A 19,989-nucleotide genomic window follows, 5' to 3' on the forward strand; every position below is an offset into this window, starting at 1 on the left:
AAGGGGGCACGTGAGCGAACTGCGGTTGATGGCGGTGCACGCCCACCCCGACGACGAGTCCAGCAAGGGCGCCGCCACTCTTGCACGCTATGCCGACGAGGGTCATCGCGTGCTGGTGGTGACGCTGACCGGGGGTGAGCGCGGCGAGATCCTCAACCCCGCGATGGACCTGCCCGACGTGCATGGACACATCGCAGAAATCCGCCGTGACGAGATGGCGAAGGCGGCCGAAATCCTCGGGGTGGAGCACGCCTGGCTGGGTTTCGTCGACTCTGGCCTGCCCAAGGGAGATATGCCGCCGCCGCTGCCCGAGGGTTGCTTCGCGCAGGTGCCGCTGGACGTGTCCACCGAGGCGCTGGTCCGTGTCGTGCGCGACTTCCGGCCACACGTGATGACCACGTACGACGAGAACGGTGGATACCCGCATCCCGACCACATTCGCTGCCACCAGGTGTCGCTGGCTGCCTACGAGGCGGCCGGCGATTACTGCCGCTTCCCGGACGCCGGTGAGCCGTGGACGGTGTCCAAGCTGTACTTCATCCACGGGTTCCTGCGCCAGCGGATGCAGGTGCTTCACGACGAGTTCGTCAGGCACGGCCAGGACGGGCCTTTCGAAAGATGGCTGGAGCTCTGGGACCCGAAGCATGACGTGTTCGCCGACCGGGTGACGACGCGCGTGGAGTGCTCGAAGTACTTCGGTCAGCGCGACGATGCGCTGCGGGCGCACGCTACCCAGATCGACCCGAACGCCGAATTCTTCGCCGCCCCGCTCGAATGGCAGCAGCGGTTGTGGCCTACCGAAGAATTCGAGCTGGCGCGTTCGCGCGTCCGCCCGCGCCTGCCGGAGACCGACCTGTTCGCTGGGATCGAGCCGGACCGGTGACACACTTTCTGCTCACCGTGATTGCTGACGGCCCCCGCAACACCGGACCCGATTTCGGCAAGGCCAGCCCGGTGGGGCTGCTGGTCGTGGTGTTGCTGGTGATCGCCACGTTGTTCCTGCTGCGGTCGATGAACCGCCAACTCAAGAAGGTCCCCAAATCGTTCGACCGCGACCATCCCGAGCTCGATCAGGCTGCCGACGAGGGCACGGACACGGTCGGCGGGCCCGCCGCGGAGCCGCCCGATGCGGACCGCGGCGGTTCCGCGCGAGCACCGGGATCCGGCGATGAGCCCGGCTGAGCGCTCCGGGACCAACACGCTCGCGCAGGCCACCAGCCCGTATCTGCGCCAGCACGCCGACAATCCGGTGCACTGGCAGCAGTGGACGCCGCAGGCGCTTGCCGACGCGGCGGCGCGCGACATACCGATCCTGCTGTCCGTCGGCTACGCCGCGTGCCATTGGTGTCATGTCATGGCCCACGAATCGTTCGAAGACGACGAGGTGGCCGCGGCGATGAACGCCGACTTCGTCTGCATCAAGGTGGACCGCGAGGAACGGCCAGACATCGACGCGGTCTACATGAACGCCACCGTCGCGCTCACCGGGCAGGGCGGCTGGCCGATGACGTGTTTCCTGACGCCCGACGGGCGGCCATTCTTCTGCGGCACGTACTATCCCAAAGCCGCTTTCCTGCAACTCCTTTCGTCCGTCTCGTCCACCTGGCGCGGCCGGCGCGGTGAGGTCGAGGAAGCGTCGGACCATATCGCCGGCGAGTTGCGCAAGATGGCCTCGGCTTTCCCGGGGGTGCCCAACGGCGGCCCGGAGGTGTCGCCGGAGCTGTGTGATCGTGCCGTCGCGGCTGTGCTGCGCGACGAGGACACCGCGCACGGAGGCTTCGGGACCGCGCCCAAGTTCCCGCCGTCGGCGCTGTTGGAGGCGCTGCTACGCAACTATGAGCGCACCGGGTCGTCGGCGGCCCTGCAGGCGGTGTCACGCACCGCCCACGCGATGGCCCGGGGCGGCATCTACGACCAACTCGGGGGCGGTTTCGCCCGGTACAGCGTCGACAACGCCTGGGTGATACCGCATTTCGAGAAGATGCTGTACGACAATGCGTTGCTGCTGCGTGCCTATGCGCACTGGGCGCGGCGGACCGGGGACCCGCTGGCGCGCCGGGTCGCTGCGCAGACCGCGCGGTTCCTGCTCGACGAGCTGGCCGAGGCCGACATGTTCACGTCGTCGCTGGATGCCGACGCCGACGGCCGCGAGGGTTCGACCTACGTCTGGACACCGGCGCAGCTGACCGAGGTGCTCGGCGATCAGGACGGCCGTTGGGCGGCAGAGGTTTTCGGGGTGAGCCGGTCCGGAACGTTCGAACACGGGACCTCGGTCCTGCAGCTGCCCGGTGACCCGGACGACCCGCGACGGCTGGAACGAATCCGGGCCGAGCTGTTGGCGGCCCGGCTGACCAGGGTACAGCCGGGCCGCGATGACAAGGTGGTCACGGCCTGGAACGGGCTGGCGATCACCGCGCTCGTCGAGGCCAGCGTGGCCCTGGGGGAACCCGAGTTGGCCCGGGCCGCGCGGCTGTGCGCGACCGCGCTGCTGGGCTCACATATCGTCGACGGGCGGCTGCGGCGGGGCAGCCTCGGTGGGGCGGTCGGTGACAGCGCCGGCGTCCTGGAGGACCATGCAATGCTGGCCACCGGGCTGCTGGCGCTATACCAGCTGACCTCCGATGCGGCCTGGCTGAATGCGGCCACCGACCTGCTGGACATCGCACTGCAGCACTTCGCCGACCCGCAGCGCCCCGGCCACTGGTTCGACACCGCCGACGATGCCGAGCGGCTCGTGCTACGGCCGGGCGACCCGCTGGACGGGGCGACGCCGTCGGGGGCGTCGTCGATCACCGAGGCGCTGCTGACGGCTGCCCACCTGGTCGACGGTGGCCGCGCCGAGCGGTACTGGCAGGCGGCGGCCGAGGCGCTGAGCGCGCATTCGGTATTGCTGGCACGCGCGCCGCGCTCGGCCGGACACTGGCTGGCCGTCGCCGAATCCGCCGTGCGTGGGCCGCTGCAGATCGCGGTCGCTTGTGCGGCGCCGCAGTCGCCGCTGCTGGCCGACGCGCGCCGCCTGGCGCCCGGTGGCGCGATCGTCGTCGGCGGCGCGGCGGACTCGTCGGCGCTGCTGATCGGCCGGGACCGGGTGGCGGGCGCCGACGCCGCCTACGTGTGTCGTGGACGGGTGTGCGACCTACCGGTCACCTCGGCATCGGAACTAGCGGCGGCCCTGGGCGCAGATGGGCGTCGAAAGTGAATCCCGCGACGGCTTCTCCGCGTGTCGCGTCGCAGAATTCACTCTCGTGGTCGGTGGTATCGAGCGCCTCAGAACACCACGAACCACATCGCGATGTAGTGGCAGATCGCGGCCACCGCGGTGCAGGCGTGGAAGAACTCGTGGTAGCCGAACGTCGACGGCCACGGGTCGGGCCAGCGCACCGCGTAGAGAATGCCGCCGATGCTGTACAACGCGCCGCCGACGAACAACAGCACCATCGCGGTGACCCCGGCGTTGTGCAGGATCGTCGCGGTATACCAGACGGCCACCCAGCCCAACAGCAGATATAGCGGCACGCCCAGCCAGCGCGGCGCCGACGGCCAGCACACCTTTAGCAGGACCCCGGCCAGCGCGCCTCCCCACACGATCGACAACACCACCCGCCCGTCGTGGCCCGGCAGGGCCAGCAGCGCGAACGGCGTGTAACTGCCGGCGATGAAAACGAAGATCATCGAATGATCCGCCCGCTTCATCCATCTGTGGGCGGTCGCGGATTTCCAGGGGACGCGGTGGTAGGTGGCGCTGACGGTGAACATCACGATGGTGGCCGCCGTGTAGGCAAGCGTCGCAAGCCCGGCACGGGTAGATGCGACCGCCCAGGAGACCGCGACCAGTGACGCACCCGCGAAGATTGCGGTGCCGGCGGAGTAGACGTGGATCCAGCCGCGAAAGCGAGGCTTGGTCAGCACACGGGTGACGCCCTCGAGAATTTGGTGGGCAGCGTCGGACGACGCGAACCCGTGCGATTCGCGCCCTGCGCCGGTGAGCGTGCTGGTCTGGCTGCTCATTTCCCCAATGCTGCTGTGATTCCCCGCAGTTGTCACCGATCAGGGTAGCGGGGTTGGCGATCAGACGGCTGCGTGACTCGACGTGAGCTTGCCGGAATTGCGGACCGGAATTTGTTCCGCGCCACAGTAGTCTGGATATTCGTGGAGGTCATCCCGCCGCGGCTCAAAGAGCCGTTGTATCGGCTTTACGAGCTGCGCCTGCGGCAGGGTCTGGCCGCCGCCAAATCCGAACTTCCCCGTCACATTGCGGTCCTGTGCGACGGCAACCGGCGGTGGGCACGCAGCGCGGGTTACGACGACGTCAGCTACGGCTACCGGATGGGTGCCGCCAAGATCGCCGAGATGCTGCGGTGGTGCCAGGAAGCCGGCATCGAAATGACCACCGTCTACCTGTTATCGACGGAAAACCTGCAGCGCGATCCCGACGAATTGGCCCAACTCATCGAGATCATCACCGATGTCGTCGAGGAAATCTGCGCACCGGCCAACCGCTGGAGCGTGCGCACCGTCGGCGACTTGGGGCTGCTCGGAGAGGAACCGGCCCGGCGGCTGCGCGAGGCAGTGGATTCCACGCCGGGCGTCGCGTCGTTCCATGTCAACGTCGCGGTCGGGTATGGCGGCCGCCGGGAGATCGTGGACGCGGTGCGCGCACTGTTGAGCAAGGAATTCGCCAACGGCGCGACCGCGGAGGAGCTTATCGAAGCGGTGACCGTCGAGGGCATCTCCGAAAACCTTTACACCTCTGGGCAACCCGACCCCGATCTGGTGATTCGCACGTCAGGCGAGCAACGCCTGTCCGGTTTCCTGCTGTGGCAGAGCGCCTACTCGGAGATGTGGTTCACCGAGGCGCACTGGCCCGCATTCCGCCGGGTCGATTTTCTGCGCGCGCTGCGCGACTACAGCCAGCGGCATCGTCGATACGGCAAATAACCCCGTGACGATCGCAGGCGCGGCGAAGCCGGGCGCAGCGGGTCGGCACGAATTGGGCCCCGTGACGATCGCAAGCGCGGCGAAGCCGGGCGCAGCGGGTCGGCACGAATTGGGCCCGTGATGATCGCAAGCGCGGCGAAGCCGGGCGCAGCGGGTCGGCACGAATTGGGCCCGTGATGATCGCAAGCGCGGCGAAGCCGGGCGCAGCGGGTCGGCACGAATTGGGCCCCGTGACACACTGGACGCATGGCTACGCTGTCGGCGGTGGTGTTCACGCTCAGCGGTTGGCTCGGGCTGTACCTGCTGGCCCGTGATCCGCGCAAGCCAGTGCTGGCGCTGGCGGCGATCGGACTCGTTAGTTTCGCGTTGGTGGTGGCGCTTGATGCGGTGCGGACAGTCGGTGTCGCGCACACCCAACTGCTCAGCCAGGTCGAGATCTACCTGGTTGCCGTCCCGAGCGTGGCGTGGTTCGCGGTGCTCATCGAGCTGTCCCGGCCGTGCGACAGCTGGCGGGCGCACACCCGTGAGCTGCTGCTCGTGGGCGGTGTCGCTGCGCTGACGCTGTTCGGCGCGATGATAGCGGGCGGCGTCAACGGCCCGCTGCGGCCGGGTCACCTGCTGATGTTCACGGTGATCTCGGTGTCCACACTGGGCGCGATGGTCGCCGCGGTGCTGCGGCCCGCCCAGCCGACTCCCGTCGCCGGCGTTGTTGTCATCGCGACCCTGTTCTTCGCGCTGGCCAATGCCATCCTGATCATTCCGCTGGGCTTGGTGCCCAGCTGGCTGGCCCTCGCGTCGACGGGTTTCGACGTCCTCGCGCTCGGGGTGGCGGTCGCCCTGTGGGACGCCTTCGACGAGGGCCAGGCGCTGCGCGCGGACATGCTGCGGTCGTTCGCCGGCACGGTGGCGGTGGCGGCGCTGTTCGGCGGCCAGGCGTTGATCGGCCTGGCGGTGACCCGCACCGAGCCCACCGCGCAAACCGCGCTGACCGTCCTGCTGTTCACCAGCCTGGCCATCGCGATCACGGTGCAGGTGCTGGCCGATCCGCTGGCCGGGCTGCTGGACCGGCTGGCGTTCTGGAAATCGCCGACGTTGCGCGCCGACCGCGCCGCGCTGCGGCACACCGGCGCGGCGTTGCCGCTGCGATCGAATGATCCCCTTGTCGACGTCGACGACGACACCTTCGTCAGGCTGACACGGCGGGCGCTGGGCCACTACGGCGACCTCACCAAGCTGGTCGCTAGCCCGCTGACCGCGTTGCCCGTGATCGACGAGCGACTGGCCGCCCGGGGCGCACCTGACCACCCGCTGGAGCGGGCCAACGAACTCAAGGCCGTCCTTGCCGACGGCATTAAGCGGCTCAAGCCGCGCGACGCCGGCGATTTCGGAACCACCGAGCAGTGGCGTTACTACAACTCGCTGTATTTCCCGTATGTCGTCGGCGTGCGGGCGTACGCGCAGAACGCGACCGCGGCCGGTTTGGACCCCACCGCGCGTCTTGCCTGGCAATGGCTGGTCACCGAGGTTCCCCAGCGCTCGCTGCACAACTGGCAAAACGCCGCCGCCCGGCTCATCGCCGCCGATCTGCGCGGGCGTGTCAGCGCCGCCAGCGACTAGGCTGACTACCAATGCGGGCCGCCGGGCCGCATCCGCTGATTTCCGTTCATGCCAGGGGGCATCGCATGGGTTCGTCGAAGGTTGCGCCGGCCCGACTCGTGCGGGCGATCGACAAAGCCCGGCATCACCTCAATCGACTTCAGCGGCGCCTCGTCCCGCCCCCGGTCGCGATGATGGAAATGATCAGGGACGCCTGGGCGGCCCAGGCGATCACCGCCGCGGCGGACCTCGGCATTGCCGACGCGCTCGCCAAAGGGCCGCTGTCGGCCGACGAGCTCGCGACCGCGGTCGACGCCGACGCCGACGCTCTCGGTCGACTGCTCCGGGCCTTGATCGCGCGTGGCATCTTCCGTCGGCGCCGCGACGGCCGCTACGACTTGACCCCGCTCGCGGACACGCTTCGTCGCGACGCCGACGTATCGGTGGCCGGAATGGCCCGATGGGTGGGTTCGCGCCAGCACCGCGAGCATTGGAGCTACATCACGGACGCGATCCGCACCGGCCGTCCCGTCGTCCCCGAGTTACGCGGCAAGCCCGCGTTCGACTACCTGGCCGGCGAACCGGAACTCGCCGAAATCTTCAATCAGGCCATGACGAGCTCATCCGAACTGGCGATCGCCTCGGTGCTCGCCGCCTACGACTTCAGCTCCTACGCGACGATCGTCGACGTCGCCGGCGGACACGGTCGGCTCCTGGCCGCAATCCTGGCCGCGACTCCAGGTGTGCGGGGGGTGTTGTTCGACCTACCCCAGGTGGTGGTGGGAGCCCCGGCGGTATTTCGGGAGCACCGTGTCGACGACCGGGTGCGGATTGCCGAGGGGTCGTTTTTCGACGGCGACATACCCTGCGATGGCGACGCGTACGTGCTCAAGAGCATCATTCACGACTGGCCCGACGACGAGGCGGCGCGCATCCTTCGCAACGTGCGTACGGCGGCCGGCGCGGGCAAGAAGGTGCTGCTCGTCGAATTCGTGATTCCCCAACATGACCGTGACTTTCCGGGCAAGTGGACGGATCTGGAAATGCTGGTCGCCCTTGCCGGTCGCGAGCGCACCGAAGCCGAATACGGTCGACTCCTAGAGCGCGCCGGTTTTCACCTGACGAGGGTTGTCGAAACCGCGTCGCCGTACAGCGTCGTCGAGGCCGAGGCGGTCTAAGCCCTCCGGGAATAGCCAGACGAAACCGCCGTTCAGTAAGGGTGTGGCAGTAACTGGCAGTGCCGTGCGTCGATCTGGCAGTTCCCGGGCGGCACGCTCAAAGCTGTTCGACCCAAACCGCCATCGCAAGGAGTAACGACATGACCGCTGTATCTGGTCTGCCAACCAGGCCCCTATACGACTCGACGGACTCGCTGCTGCGCTTCGCCATGCGCGCCGACGCCACGGTGACTGGGCTGATGGGTCTGGCCGTCGCATTCGTAGCCGATCCGTTGTCGTCGCTGACCGGCCTGACCTCCATCCAGGAGTACAGCTTGGGTGCGTTCTTCGTGCTCTACGGCCTGGTGGTGTTCGGCCTCGCCGCGTTGCCGAACTTGCGCGGCGTCGGGATCGGCGTCGCCGCCGGAAACGTCGCGTATACCTTGGCGGTGATCGTCGCCGCGGAATTGGTGCCCATGACGTCGATCGGGGTCGCCGCGACGCTGGCCAGTGGCGTGTACACCGCGGCCTTCGCCGGACTGCAGTATCTGGGGGTGCGCCGGCTGACGACGTAGCTCATGAGCGCGCATGTGCAAAGTGCACTCTGCTGCTGAGTAGATCTGTGCAGTCTGCCTGGAACCGCTGAATACCACCACGGATTGCGATACCAAGCGCCCATACTGCAGACACATGGTGCTGTGACGATGGGTGCAACGATGTCGTATTTAATTGCCGCGCCGGACGCACTGATGCGGGCCGCTACGGATTTGGCGGGGATCGGTTCGACGCTGAGCGAGGCCACCGCGGCCGCGGCGGGCCCGACGACCGGGCTGCTGGCCGCCGGTGCCGATGAGGTATCGGCGGCGGTGGCGGCGCTGTTTTCCGGGCACGCCCAGGCCTATCAGGCGCTCAGTGCCCAGGCGACCGCGTTTCATCAGCAGTTCGTGCAGGCGTTGACCGGCGCCGGCGGGGCTTACGCGGCCGCTGAGGCCGCTAGCGCCTCGCCGTTGCAGGGGGTGCTGGATGCGGTCAACGCGCCCACCCAGGCGCTGCTGGGACGCCCGCTGATCGGCGACGGCGCCAACGGCGGGCCGGGGCAAGACGGCGGGCCCGGCGGGTTGTTGTACGGCAACGGCGGCAACGGTGGCACCAGCGTGACTCCTGGGGTGGCCGGCGGCAGCGGCGGCGCCGCGGGGCTGATCGGTAACGGCGGCAACGGTGGCGGCGGCGGGCTTGGCGCCGCCGGCGGCCACGGCGGTGCCGGTGGTTGGCTGTATGGCAACGGCGGCGCTGGCGGGTTTGGAGGGAACGCCGTCGTCCCGGGCACGGTCGGCGGGGCCGGTGGGGCCGGCGGCGCCGCTGGGCTGTGGGGCAGCGGCGGGGCCGGTGGTCTGGGCGGCAACGGCGCGCCGGGGCTGGCCCCAGGCCAGCCCGGGGCGGCCGGCGGCAATGGCGGCGCTGGTGGCAATGCCTTGCTGTGGGGCAATGGCGGCCGCGGCGGCAACGGCGGTCTCGGCGGCAACGGCGCCAACAGCGCCGCGATCGCAGTGGGTACCGACCCCGGCGGGGATGGCGCGGCCGGTGGACACGGCGGGGCCGGGGGAACCGGTGGACTGCTGTTCGGCGACGGTGGTGCCGGCGGGAATGGTGCCGTCGGCGGCATCGGCGGCGCGGGCGCCGACGGGCTAAGCGCGACCACCGGCGGCACGGCCGGCGGCGACGGCGGCGATGCCGGCGCCGGCGGGGCCGGCGGCGACGGCGGCAACGCCAGGCTGTGGGGCGTCGGCGGGGCAGGTGGCCACGGCGGCATGGGCGGCACCGCCGGCGGGGGTGGCAAAGGCGGATTTGGCATCTCCATCTCTGGCCCCGTTGACGGCGGCAATGGCGGCGACGCCGGCGACGGCGGGAATGCCGGCGCTGGCGGCGCCGGCGGCGCCGGCGGGTGGCTGTTCGGCACCGGCGGCAGCGGAGGTGCTGGCGGCACCGGCGGTGCCGCCGCCGTCGGCGGTACCGGAGGCGCCGGCGCCGGCGGTGGCGTCGGCGGGATCGGCGGCGACGGCGGCACCGGCGGCGACGGTGGAATCGGCGGTAACGGCGGGGCGGCGCCGCCGGCTCCGGCGGATGGTTCCTAGGCACCGGCGGGGCCGGCGGGCATGGCGGCGCCGGCGGGGCCGGCGGGGCAGGTGCCAGCGGGCCGGGTGGCAATGGCGCCAGCGGCAATGGTGGTACAGGGGCCAACGGCGGCCATGGGGCAGCCGGCGGGTGGCTCTACGGCAACGGCGGCGCCGGTGGTGGTGGCGGCGCGGGCGGGGCCGGCGCACCCGGCGGTGACGTTGGTGGCGCCGGTAACGGCGGCAACGGGGGCAACGGCGCACTGCTCTGGGGCACTGGCGGCGCCGGCGGAACCGGCGGGGTCGGCGGCGCCGCCTTGGTCGGAGGCGCCGGCGGGGTCGGCGGGTCGGGCGGGGTCGCCGGGCTGATTGGCGATGGCGGTGCCGGCGGTAACGGTGGTAGGGGCGGGGCCTCCACGGGCTCCTTTAACGCCGTTGGCGCGGTCGGCGGTACCGGTGGTGCCGGCGGCGACGGCGGCCGCGCCCAGTGGATCGGCAATGGCGGGGCCGCCGGGTCCGGCGGCTCAGGCGGGCAGGGCGGCAACGGTGTCAATCCCAGCCCCGTCGCGCCAACCTCCCAGGCCGCCACCGGCACCACCGGCACCACCGGCACCAATGGCGGCCCTGGCGGGCCCGGCCAAGACGGCACCGTGCCACTGCAGCAAGGCGGCAACGGCGGCGCGGGCGGCGCCGCAGCCGGCCACGTCGGCTCCGCTGTTACCGGTGGCCAGGGCGGCATGGGGGGGACCGGCAGCCCAGGTACGACCGGTGGTAACGGCGGCGCCGGCGGCAACGCAACCAACGAGTTCGGCTCCTCCAACGGTGGCATGGGCGGTACCGGCGGCACCGGCGGCTTCGGCGGCGGCACAGGCGGCACCGGTGGCACCGGCGGCACCGGCTTCTTCGACCATGGCGCCGGCGGCGGCTCCGGCGGTAGCGGCGGCACGGGCGGCACTGGCGGCACCGGCGGGTTCGGCGGCGGCTCCGGCGGGTCGGGGGGCACCGGCGGCCTCGGCGGCTTCAACGATCTCAACGGGTTCCACTTGACCGGGTGGTCCGGCGGTGTCGGCGGCACAGGTGGCACCGGGGCCACCGGCGGCACCGGCGGCGCGGGCGGCACCGGTGGCACCGGAGGCCATGGCGGGCTGTTGTTCGGCAACGGCGGCGCCGGCGGGACTGGCGGAACCGGCGGAATCGGTGGAACCGGCGCTATCGGCGGAACCGGTGGCGTCGGTGGTAACGGCGGTAGCGGCGACTGGTTCAACGGTAACGGCGGCAACGGCGGCGACGGCGGCACCGGCGGCACCGGAGGTAATGGCGGTGCCGGCGGTCACGGCGGTGCCGGCGGCGCCCGCGGACTGTTCGGCCAGGCCGGCGCCGCTGGCGGCGGCGGTGTGGGCGGCGGCGGCGGGGCGGGCGGCGACGGTGGCGCCGGCGGGCAGGGCGGCAAGGCCGGCACCGGCACCGGCACCCCCGGCGTAAACGGCGGCCCTGGCGATACGGGCGATACGGGCCTGTCCGGCCTGGACGGCAGCAACGGCAGCCCCGGGTGATATGGCGGTCGAGCAAGCTACAGCTTGCGCAGCCTTAGCCGGTTGATGGAGTGGTCGGCGTCCTTGCGCAGCACCAGCGTGGCCCGCGGCCGGGTGGGCAGGATGTTCTCGACCAGGTTCGGCCGGTTGATCGACCGCCAGATCTCCTTCGCGGCGATTACCGCCTTCGCGTCGCTCAGCGCCGCGTAGTGGTGGAAGTGCGACTCCGGGTCGGCGAACGCCGTGCTGCGCATGGCCAGGAACCGCGACACGTACCACTCCTCGATGTCTTCGATCCGGGCGTCTACATAAAGTGAAAAGTCGAACAGGTCCGACACCATCAGGGTCGGGCCGGTCTGCAACACGTTGAGCCCCTCCAGGATCAGGATGTCGGGATGGCGGACCACGTGCTTGGCCCCCGGGATGATGTCGTATTTCAGATGCGAATACACCGGCGCGCAGGCGTAGTCCGAGCCGGATTTCACCGAGGTCACGAACCGCATCAGCGCCCGGCGGTTATAGCTTTCCGGAAAGCCCTTGCGGTGCATAAGGTTTCGCCGATCCAGCTCGGCGTTGGGGTACAGAAAGCCGTCGGTGGTCACCAGGTCCACCCGGGGGTGGTGATCCCAACGGGCCAGCAGCGCCTGCAGCACCCGGGCGGTGGTCGACTTTCCGACGGCAACGCTGCCGGCCACACCGATGATGAACGGCACCGGCCGGTCCGGGTTTTGCTGGGGCTCGCCGAGGAATTCCGCGGTGGCGGCAAACAACCGCTGGCGGGCGGCGACCTGAAGGTGAATCAGCCGGGCCAGCGGCAAATAAACCTCTTCGACCTCCAGCAGGTCGATTTGCTCACCGAGACCGCGCAGCCCGATCAGTTCCTCTTCGGTGAGGGCCAGCGGCGTCGACATCCGCAGCGCGCGCCACTGCTTCCGGTCGAATTCGACGTACGGGCTCGGCTCGCTCAGCCGCGACATGGTGTCAGTCTTGCAGGAAGGGGCGCATGCCCGACGGCTGGGCTGGCTAAACCCAGGCGCTCGATAGACTGGCGCCCGTGGTGCGTCCTAGAAGCTGGATCAGGCTTGCGGGTGAAAGTCCCGTCCCGGTAGGCACCGGAGCGCCGGGTAGCAGGCCCCGGTTCGTCGTTGAGGGGCGGCGGGCTAAGCGGGGTGTCGAAAGCGTCTTTGGAGGGAGCAAGTGCGCGGGCCGTAGTGCCGTATGGTGCGAGTCCTGCAGCCTCGTCACAGTTACAACGGAGGAGCCGAGCCGCTCACGTCACGGTGAAGGCCTATGTCCGTCGAGCCCTGGTCCGGGGTTAGCTTGGCGGGTTGTTCCGGGGTATGGGGGGCGGCACGTGCACACAGTCTGGTTCGGAAGGGGAGAGGCCCGTCTGCCTGGCCTGCGTCGGGCGAAGACCGGGGGTATAAGCCGATGGTGAAATCCCTTGGAGGGCAGCGGGAGTCCGAGGGGGTCGTAGTACCGCTGATCGGTGTGAGAGATATGCCGGGAGGGAAGGGCCCCTGCTTTGATCATGCGCGCGAAGTGGGTAAGCGCGAGGGCATGACCGGGTTTGCCCGGTCTAATTCGCCCGGCGGGCCATCGCCTGCTGTAGCCGATGAGCAGCCGCTGGCTATCTCGCCGGTGAAAGTGCGACAACTACAACGGGCGCTATGGGCTGCGGCCAAGCAGTCTGAGGGTCGGCGTTTCCACGCCCTGTATGACCGTATCTACAGGGGCGACGTCCTGTGGGAGGCGTGGTTTCGCGTGTGCAAGAACAAGGGTGCGGCTGGGGTGGATCGTGTCACTTTGGCCGCGGTGGAGGACTACGGCGTGGACCGCATGTTGCCTGAGTTGCGTCGTGATCTCTGCGCGGGTCGATACCGTCCGGCGCCGGTGCGTCGGGTGGAGATTGCGAAACTACAGGGTGGTAGGCGGCCGTTGGGGATACCGACGGTGCGGGATCGGGTGGCCCAGCAGGCGGCCAAAATCGTGTGGGAACCGATTTTCGAGGCGGATTTTCTGCCGTGTTCGTATGGGCTTCGGCCGAAGCGGTCGGCGACGATGGCCAAAGAGCGGCTGCGCCGCGGGTACGTCGAGGGTTACCAGTTTGTGGTCGAGTTCGATATCGCCAATTTCTTCGGCGAGATCGACCACGACCGGCTGCTGGCCCAAGTCAGTAGGCGGGTCTCGGATCGGCGGGTGCTCAAACTGCTGCGATTGTGGCTGCAGGCGGGAGTGATGGTCGAGGGGGTGGCCGAGCGGACGGTCGCGGGCACTCCGCAGGGCGGGGCGATCTCGCCGCTGTTGGCCAACATCTTCCTGCATGTGCTCGACGCCGAGCTGTCTTGCCGCAAGGTGGGGGAGTTGGTGCGTTATGCCGATGACGGTGTGGTGCTGTGCCGTAGCGCGGCGCAGGCCGAGCACGCCTTGGCGGCGGTCGGAGAAATTCTGGCGTCACCGGGGTTGCGGCTGCATCCGGATAAAACGAAGATAGTTGACCTGCGGGAGGGTCGGGAGGGCCTGGATTTTCTGGGCTGTCACTTCCGGGCCCGTATGTCGGGGCGGTTGTGGGAACAGCAGCGCATCGTGCGCTACTACCTGCACCGTTGGCCCTCGCAGCGGGCGATGACGCGGCTGCGGGATAAGGTCCGCGTCCGCTCCGGTCGCCACCGTGCTGGGTCGGATATCCGCGATGTGATTGCGGATTTGAACCCGGTCCTGCGCGGTTGGGGCAACTATTTTCGCACTGGCAATGCCGCCAACAAGTTCCGTCAGATCGATCAGTACGTGGTGCGGCGGTTGTTCCGCTTGATGGTCACGAAGCGGGGCCGCAACCTGCGTGCTGGCCATACCGATCAGTGGACCGACCAGTGGTTTAACGATCATGGCCTGTACCGCTTGCGTGGCACCATTCGCTACCCCAAGGCTGGGTAACCATGTCAAGAAGATCATCGGTAAGCCGTGTGCGGGAAAACCGCACGCACGGATTGAAAGATGACATGTGATGGGGACCCCCTCGGCTCAGACGGGCGCTCCACCTCGACCCCGGCTGCGGTCCGCAGCGCCTAATACGGGCCCCGAACGAGGCCAAACAACACGAAATGACCAAACGGATCCACCTTTACCGGGGGTCCCCAACACAGATAAGGGGGATGGGGAAACGGATCCGCATCGCGGACACCGCGCCCCTGACTACCAATGACCGCCGCACCCGACGCCCGCACCAGTGCCTCCGTAATGTCCGCCCCGCTCGCCGAGGTCGACCCCGATATCGCCGAGCTGTTGGGCAAGGAGCTGGGCCGGCAACGGGACACCCTGGAGATGATCGCCTCGGAAAACTTCGTGCCCCGCTCGGTGTTGCAGGCCCAGGGCAGCGTGCTGACCAATAAGTACGCCGAGGGGTTGCCCGGCCGGCGCTACTACGGCGGTTGTGAGTACGTCGACGTGGTGGAAAACATCGCCCGCGACCGGGCCAAGGCGCTGTTCGGCGCCGATTTCGCCAACGTGCAACCGCATTCGGGCGCGCAGGCCAACGCGGCGGTGCTGCATGCGCTGATGTCACCGGGGGAGCGACTGCTCGGCCTGGACCTGGCCAACGGCGGCCACCTGACACACGGCATGCGGCTCAATTTCTCCGGCAAGCTCTACGATGTCGGCTTCTACGGTGTCGACCCGACGACGCACCTGATCGACATGGATGCCGTGCGGGCCAAGGCGCTCGAGTTCCGCCCGAAGGTGCTCATCGCCGGCTGGTCGGCGTACCCGCGCATTCTCGACTTCGCGGCGTTCCGGGCGATTGCCGACGAGGTCGGCGCCAAGCTGTGGGTCGACATGGCGCACTTCGCGGGCCTGGTCGCCGCGGGGCTGCACCCGTCGCCGGTGCCGGACGCGGACGTGGTGTCCACGACGGTGCACAAGACGCTGGGCGGGGGCCGTTCGGGCCTCATCGTGGGCAAGCAGGAGTACGCCAAGGCCATCAACTCGGCGGTGTTCCCCGGCCAGCAGGGCGGACCGCTCATGCACGTCATCGCGGGCAAGGCGGTCGCGCTCAAGATCGCCGCCACACCCGAATTCGCCGACCGTCAGCAGCGCACCCTGTCCGGTGCGCGGATCCTCGCCGATCGGCTGCTGGCCGCCGATGTCGCCGAGGCCGGCGTGTCCGTGGTCAGCGGCGGCACCGACGTCCACCTGGTGCTGGTCGACCTGCGTAACTCGCCGCTGGACGGACAGGCCGCCGAGAACCTGCTCCACGACGTCGGCATCACCGTCAATCGCAATGCGGTGCCCAACGACCCGCGGCCCCCGATGGTGACCTCCGGCCTGCGGATCGGGACCCCGGCCCTGGCGACCCGCGGCTTCGGTGACGCCGAGTTCACCGAGGTCGCCGACGTGATCGCGACCGCGCTCGTGGCGGGCGTTTCCGCCGACGTCGACGCGTTGCGGCAGCGGGCGACGCGGCTGGCCAGGGAGTTCCCGCTCTACGAGGGACTCGAGGACTGGAGTCTGGTCGGCCGCTGACGCGAGCCTGTAGTTGGCGCGCAAAAGCGCGAGTGGATCGCACGGTAGTTACAGGCTCGACGAATACGGCAGGCGGCGAGTCGCGTCGCGACTCACGCGCGTCGGAATTTGAAAGAACCTGTGTATGCGGGTTACAGTTACCGCATGGCACAGAAACCTGTCGCTAATGCGCTGACCCTCGAACTCGAGCCCGTCGTGGAACGGAACATGGTTCGCCACCTCGACACCGAGGACATCTGGTTCGCCCACGACTACGTGCCGTTTGACCGCGGCGAGAACTTCGCCTTCCTCGGCGGACGTGACTGGGACCCGTCCCAGCCGACGCTGCCCCGGGTCATCACGGACGCCTGCGAGATCCTGCTGATCCTCAAGGACAACCTCGCCGGGCATCACCGGGAGCTCGTCGAGCACTTCATCCTCGAGGAGTGGTGGGGTCGCTGGCTGGGCAGGTGGACGGCGGAGGAGCACCTGCACGCCATTGCGCTGCGCGAATACCTGGTGGTGACCCGCGAGGTCGACCCGACCGCCAACGAAGAGGTTCGCGTCCAGCACGTGATGAAGGGCTACCGCGCCGAGCAATACTCGCAGGTCGAAACGTTGGTGTACATGGCCTTCTACGAGCGCTCCCTCGCCGTGTTTTGCCGCAACCTGGCCGCGCAGATCGACGAGCCCATCCTGGCCGGACTCGTCGACCGGATCTACCGGGACGAGGTGCGCCACGAGGAGTTCTTCGCCAACCTGGTCGCGCACTGCCTCGACTACACCCGCGCCGAAACGATCGCGGCGATTGCCGCCCGCGCGGCAGAACTCGAGATCGTCGGCGCCGACATCGACGCCTACCAGGACAAGGTGCAGAACGTTGCCGGCGCCGGGATTTTCGGACCGCCCGAGCTACGCCAGGTGATCTCCGACCGCATCACCGCATGGGGCCTGGCCGACGAACCCCAACTCTCACAATTCTTGGCCAGCTAGATCCGGCGGCGCACTCGGCGCTGGTGTGAGGGCGAGAGCGCCGGTTACCTCGGCCAATGGAAGTCGGTCAACGGCATACGCGCCAAGCGCCACTCGTAGCGCGCACGCCACGTGGCGCCGTCGCCGCCGCCTCGGGCGCAGTGTGGATTTCGGTAGGTGGGACCTCGGGGAGAAAGCACGCCAGCATGAACCCCAGCAGGGCTACCGATCCCGCGCAGAGGAAGACCTGCGTGAGCGAGTCGCGATAGGCCTGCACGACGAGAGCGGCGATGTCGGGGGGTATCCGCTGCAGGCTGGTAAGCGAACGCAAAACCTCGATGGGCGCTCCGCTAGACACCATCGCAGGTTCTAGTTGTCGGTTGAGGAAGTTCGCGAACAACGTGGCGAGTATTGCGGCGCCGAACGAACTGCCGATCAAACGGAAGAAGGTCACACTGGAGGTGGCGACGCCGAGGTCTTCGAAGTTGGTCGTGTTCTGCGTGATGAGGAGCAGCAACTGAACGGACATGCCGATGCCGGCGCCCAGAATGACCAGATAAACCGAGTGCAGTAGCAACGGCGTGGACTCGTCCATTTGGGACATCAGCAGGAATGCGGTCGCCATCAGGGCGCCACCAATGACAGGAAAGATCTTGTAGCGGCTGGTGAGGCTGACCGCGACGCCGCTGCCAATCGAGCTGATCAGCATGCCGATCAGCATCGGGAGCAGGCACAGGCCCGACGTAGTCGCCGACGCGCCGCCGACGTACCGCAGGTATATCGGCACGACGGTCAACGCGCCCAGCATCGCAAATCCGACTCCGAAGGCAAGGATGCAGCACAGGGAAAATGTTCGGCTGCGGAACAGTCGGATCGGCAGGATGGGTGCAGCGACGCGCCTTTCCACCCATACGAAGACACCGAGTCCCACCGCGGAAACGACGAGGAGTCCGATGATGACCGGTGATCCCCACGCATAGGTGGTGCCGCCCCAGCTGGTGGCCATGGTCAGCCCTGTCGCGCCCACCGTGACCAGGAATATCCCCAGGTAATCGATGACCGGCTTGGGCTGCGGGGCCAACGTGGGGATGGCTGTTGCCGCCACCAACAAGATCACCAAGGAGACGGGCACGTTGACCCAAAAGGCCCACCGCCAGTTCACATGGTCGGTGAAGAAACCGCCCACCAACGGGCCGGTCACCGTCGCGATCCCAAACACCGCGCCCAAGATGCCCTGGTACCGGCCGCGATGCCGAAGCGGAGCAACCTCAGTGGCCAGTGCGCTGACGGTGACGCTGATTACGCCTCCGCTAATGCCTTGCAGCGCACGGCACATCACCAGCATGGTCATTGACTGCGCCGCCCCGCACAGCACCGAGGCGACGACGAAAAGCGTGGTGGTGGCCTCGAGAACCCGCTTGCGCCCGAACACGTCGCCGAGCTTGCCGGCCAGCGGAATCACGCTGGTCGCGCTCAACAGATAGCTGGTGACGGCCCAGGAGTGATGGCCGGTCCCGCCGAGGTCGGCGGCGATCGTCGGCAGCGCGGTCGTAACGGCGGTCACTGCCAGCGCCGCGACCAGCATCCCGAGCATGATCGCAACGAAGATCACGCCGCGCCCTCGGGGGCTGATCGGCATCGGGGTGGATCGGGGGCTGGCCGCCGAACCGATCCCCGCCGAGTCCCACGCGGCTGCCGCGATCTCCGAGGCCGCCTTGCCAACCGACATCGCGGTTCCTTCCACCACGAGTAGATCCGACGGTCGCCGCCCCGAAAGTGCGAGGTCTTCGTCACCGAGGTGCACAACATGTTGCATGGAGGGGGCGCTGACCAGCGCGCTTTGCCGACGTGGCCACGCTATGCAGCCCACACGTCGGCGTCCAGTAGAAGTTTGCGAACAAACTTTTGTGCTATCCGCAAGTAGCGTGCCTGGCCGTCACCGCCCCGCACGCGTCAGCGCCGACGCTGGCCGCGGTGTCGAGGTGCGAGGTCTTCGTTGCCGGCGATGCAGAACTATGCACACCGCACTGGATATAGGTGCGTCCGGTAGAAGGTTTCCAACCAGTCTCGCGACCGCCCGGACGTATTGTGATGGCCGTGGTGGAGCTCTATCAGCTGCGGTACTTCCAGACCGTCGCCGAGCTCGGCACGCTGCGCGACGCCGCCGAGCACCTGGCGGTGTCCCAATCAGCCGTCAGCCGGGCTATCGCCATGCTCGAGTACGAGATCGGGGTCGAGCTGTTCACCCGGCGCGGCCGCGCCAATGAACTCAACCGGTTCGGGAAGGCGTTCTTGCGGTCCAGCCTCGCGGCGCAGCGCAGCCTGGACACCGCGATGGCCGGTGTGCGCCAGCTCGCGGGCGTCGACGCTGGCACGGTGGCCCTGGGATTCCTTGCTTCATTGGGAGTGGCGACGGTGCCGAGGTTGATCCGCCGTCATCATGACTCGTTTCCGTCGGCACGATTCGAACTGCACCAAAATCCTGGACCCGCGCTGGTCAGCGATCTGGCCACCGGTCTGATCGACGTATGCATCAGTTATCCGATGACATTCGACGAGTCGCCCGGGGTGAAGTGGCACAACCTGTTCACCCAGCGGCTGTACGCCGTCGTCGATCGGGACCACCCGCTGGCCAGCCGCGAGCTGATCGGCTTCGAGGAACTCGCCGGCCAACCGTTCGTGGCGTTCGACCGGGATTTCACCTTGCGCAGGATCTTTGACGACGCCTGTGCGCGCCACAACATCACGCCGACGATCGCGTTCGAGGGGACCGACATGGCAACGCTGCGTGGCCTCATCGGAGCGCGCTTGGGGGTCGGGATAATGCCGCGGGCGTCCACACGACCCCCAGGCATCGTCGAAATCGCAGTCGACGACAAGGAACTCGTCAGACCCATCGCGGTCGGCTGGATGGGCGACAGGTATCTGCCGCCCTCCGCCGCCGCGTTCCGTGACACCGCGATGGCGGCGTGCGGACTGCCTGAACAAGATCTCGCCTAGACGGCTCGGCGCAGCCGAGCCGCTCCACAGCGCCACCTCCGTAGGTTTGCTGACGCTCGACGGGCAACCAATCCTTGCGAACCTCGCAAGAGTTTGTTCACAACCTTCTGCTAGACGCCTATGTGCAGGCTGCATAGCGTGTACTCAGCGACGGAGTGAAGTTGCGACGGTCGGATTTCGATCACA

14 protein-coding genes and 2 pseudogenes are annotated in these 19,989 nt (G+C 68.4%); 13 read left to right on the plus strand and 3 right to left on the minus strand.

Translation table 11 applies throughout. From position 1 onward, the window contains the following. Window positions 1–10 precede the first annotated feature (10 nt). The 3 genes from mca to G6N24_RS03150 are packed head-to-tail and all read left to right on the plus strand — an operon-like array spanning window position 11 to window position 3,199. Window positions 11–883, plus strand: a complete 873-nt coding sequence (gene mca / locus G6N24_RS03140; protein WP_085162178.1) for a mycothiol conjugate amidase Mca — start codon at window positions 11–13, stop codon at window positions 881–883. Continuing rightward, window positions 880–1,182 carry a hypothetical protein gene (locus G6N24_RS03145; protein WP_085162179.1) on the plus strand — a complete coding sequence of 101 codons (303 nt, stop codon included), beginning with the start codon at window positions 880–882 and terminating at the stop codon, window positions 1,180–1,182. The genes mca and G6N24_RS03145 overlap by 4 nt, the downstream gene beginning before the upstream one ends. Beyond that, the gene (locus G6N24_RS03150) at window positions 1,169–3,199 is read left to right on the plus strand and encodes a thioredoxin domain-containing protein (RefSeq protein WP_085162189.1); all 2,031 of its coding nucleotides are present in this window, start codon (window positions 1,169–1,171) and stop codon (window positions 3,197–3,199) included. The genes G6N24_RS03145 and G6N24_RS03150 overlap by 14 nt, the downstream gene beginning before the upstream one ends. 68 nt (window positions 3,200–3,267) lie before the next feature. Here the strand turns inward: G6N24_RS03150 and trhA are convergent, their stop codons facing one another. Continuing rightward, the gene (gene trhA / locus G6N24_RS03155; protein ID WP_085162180.1) at window positions 3,268–4,008 is read right to left on the minus strand and encodes a PAQR family membrane homeostasis protein TrhA; all 741 of its coding nucleotides are present in this window, start codon (window positions 4,006–4,008) and stop codon (window positions 3,268–3,270) included. A gap of 141 nt (window positions 4,009–4,149) precedes the next feature. Here trhA and G6N24_RS03160 point away from each other — a divergent pair, with 141 nt between their 5' ends. The 6 genes and pseudogenes from G6N24_RS03160 (at window position 4,150) to G6N24_RS26035 (ending at window position 11,355) form a co-directional block, all read left to right on the plus strand. Further along, complete coding sequence (locus tag G6N24_RS03160; RefSeq protein ID WP_085162181.1) at window positions 4,150–4,938, plus strand: (2Z,6E)-farnesyl diphosphate synthase; 789 nt, start codon at window positions 4,150–4,152, stop codon at window positions 4,936–4,938. A 246-nt stretch (window positions 4,939–5,184) separates the two neighbouring features. Next, entirely contained in the window at window positions 5,185–6,555 is a 1,371-nt protein-coding gene (locus G6N24_RS03165) for a hypothetical protein (RefSeq protein WP_085162183.1), read from the plus strand. 65 nt (window positions 6,556–6,620) lie between these two features. Then, entirely contained in the window at window positions 6,621–7,712 is a 1,092-nt protein-coding gene (locus tag G6N24_RS03170; RefSeq protein WP_085162190.1) for a methyltransferase, read from the plus strand. Window positions 7,713–7,852: 140 nt separating this feature from the next. Further along, complete coding sequence (locus G6N24_RS03175) at window positions 7,853–8,266, plus strand: hypothetical protein (RefSeq protein ID WP_085162184.1); 414 nt, start codon at window positions 7,853–7,855, stop codon at window positions 8,264–8,266. A 141-nt stretch (window positions 8,267–8,407) separates the two neighbouring features. Next, a pseudogene (locus G6N24_RS25260) lies at window positions 8,408–10,815 on the plus strand (PE domain-containing protein); the annotation flags it as partial. Between the two features lie 30 nt (window positions 10,816–10,845). Further along, window positions 10,846–11,355, plus strand: coding sequence for a PE family protein (locus tag G6N24_RS26035; RefSeq protein ID WP_456320188.1), 510 nt, complete (start codon window positions 10,846–10,848; stop codon window positions 11,353–11,355). A 17-nt stretch (window positions 11,356–11,372) separates the two neighbouring features. On the opposite strand, the gene coaA is transcribed toward G6N24_RS26035, so the two are convergent. Then, window positions 11,373–12,311 (minus strand): type I pantothenate kinase, encoded by a 939-nt coding sequence (coaA, locus tag G6N24_RS03190; RefSeq protein ID WP_085162185.1) that lies wholly within the window; start codon window positions 12,309–12,311, stop codon window positions 11,373–11,375. 565 nt (window positions 12,312–12,876) lie between these two features. On the opposite strand from coaA, the gene ltrA reads away from it, so the two are divergent. The 3 genes from ltrA to G6N24_RS03205 all read left to right on the plus strand — a co-directional run bounded on the left by ltrA (window position 12,877) and on the right by G6N24_RS03205 (window position 16,824). Then, window positions 12,877–14,268: a group II intron reverse transcriptase/maturase gene (gene ltrA / locus G6N24_RS03195; protein ID WP_232070680.1), complete on the plus strand. Its 1,392-nt coding sequence runs from the start codon at window positions 12,877–12,879 to the stop codon at window positions 14,266–14,268. A 303-nt stretch (window positions 14,269–14,571) separates the two neighbouring features. Beyond that, window positions 14,572–15,852 carry a serine hydroxymethyltransferase gene (glyA, locus tag G6N24_RS03200; RefSeq protein ID WP_085162192.1) on the plus strand — a complete coding sequence of 427 codons (1,281 nt, stop codon included), beginning with the start codon at window positions 14,572–14,574 and terminating at the stop codon, window positions 15,850–15,852. 144 nt (window positions 15,853–15,996) lie between these two features. Continuing rightward, window positions 15,997–16,824, plus strand: a complete 828-nt coding sequence (locus G6N24_RS03205; protein ID WP_085162187.1) for an acyl-ACP desaturase — start codon at window positions 15,997–15,999, stop codon at window positions 16,822–16,824. A gap of 142 nt (window positions 16,825–16,966) precedes the next feature. Here G6N24_RS03205 and G6N24_RS03210 read toward each other — a convergent pair. After that, window positions 16,967–18,442, minus strand: a pseudogene (locus G6N24_RS03210) (MDR family MFS transporter); the annotation flags it as partial. A 458-nt stretch (window positions 18,443–18,900) separates the two neighbouring features. Between G6N24_RS03210 and G6N24_RS03215 the strand changes: the two are divergent. Then, window positions 18,901–19,803 (plus strand): LysR family transcriptional regulator, encoded by a 903-nt coding sequence (locus G6N24_RS03215; RefSeq protein WP_232070681.1) that lies wholly within the window; start codon window positions 18,901–18,903, stop codon window positions 19,801–19,803. Window positions 19,804–19,989: the final 186 nt, after the last annotated feature.

The sequence above is a fragment of the Mycobacterium lacus genome (assembly GCF_010731535.1).
Lineage (GTDB): Bacteria > Actinomycetota > Actinomycetes > Mycobacteriales > Mycobacteriaceae > Mycobacterium > Mycobacterium lacus.

Excerpts from the sequence above, each read along its gene's own strand:
- G6N24_RS03150 (WP_085162189.1), top strand. The coding sequence starts at position 1,169 with ATGAGCCCGGCTGAGCGCTCCGGGACCAACACGCTCGCGCAGGCCACC.
- trhA (WP_085162180.1), bottom strand. The coding sequence starts at position 4,008 with ATGAGCAGCCAGACCAGCACGCTCACCGGCGCAGGGCGCGAATCGCAC.
- G6N24_RS03165 (WP_085162183.1), top strand. The coding sequence starts at position 5,185 with ATGGCTACGCTGTCGGCGGTGGTGTTCACGCTCAGCGGTTGGCTCGGG.
- G6N24_RS03170 (WP_085162190.1), top strand. The coding sequence starts at position 6,621 with ATGGGTTCGTCGAAGGTTGCGCCGGCCCGACTCGTGCGGGCGATCGAC.
- G6N24_RS03175 (WP_085162184.1), top strand. The coding sequence starts at position 7,853 with ATGACCGCTGTATCTGGTCTGCCAACCAGGCCCCTATACGACTCGACG.
- coaA (WP_085162185.1), bottom strand. The coding sequence starts at position 12,311 with ATGTCGCGGCTGAGCGAGCCGAGCCCGTACGTCGAATTCGACCGGAAG.
- glyA (WP_085162192.1), top strand. The coding sequence starts at position 14,572 with ATGTCCGCCCCGCTCGCCGAGGTCGACCCCGATATCGCCGAGCTGTTG.
- G6N24_RS03205 (WP_085162187.1), top strand. The coding sequence starts at position 15,997 with ATGGCACAGAAACCTGTCGCTAATGCGCTGACCCTCGAACTCGAGCCC.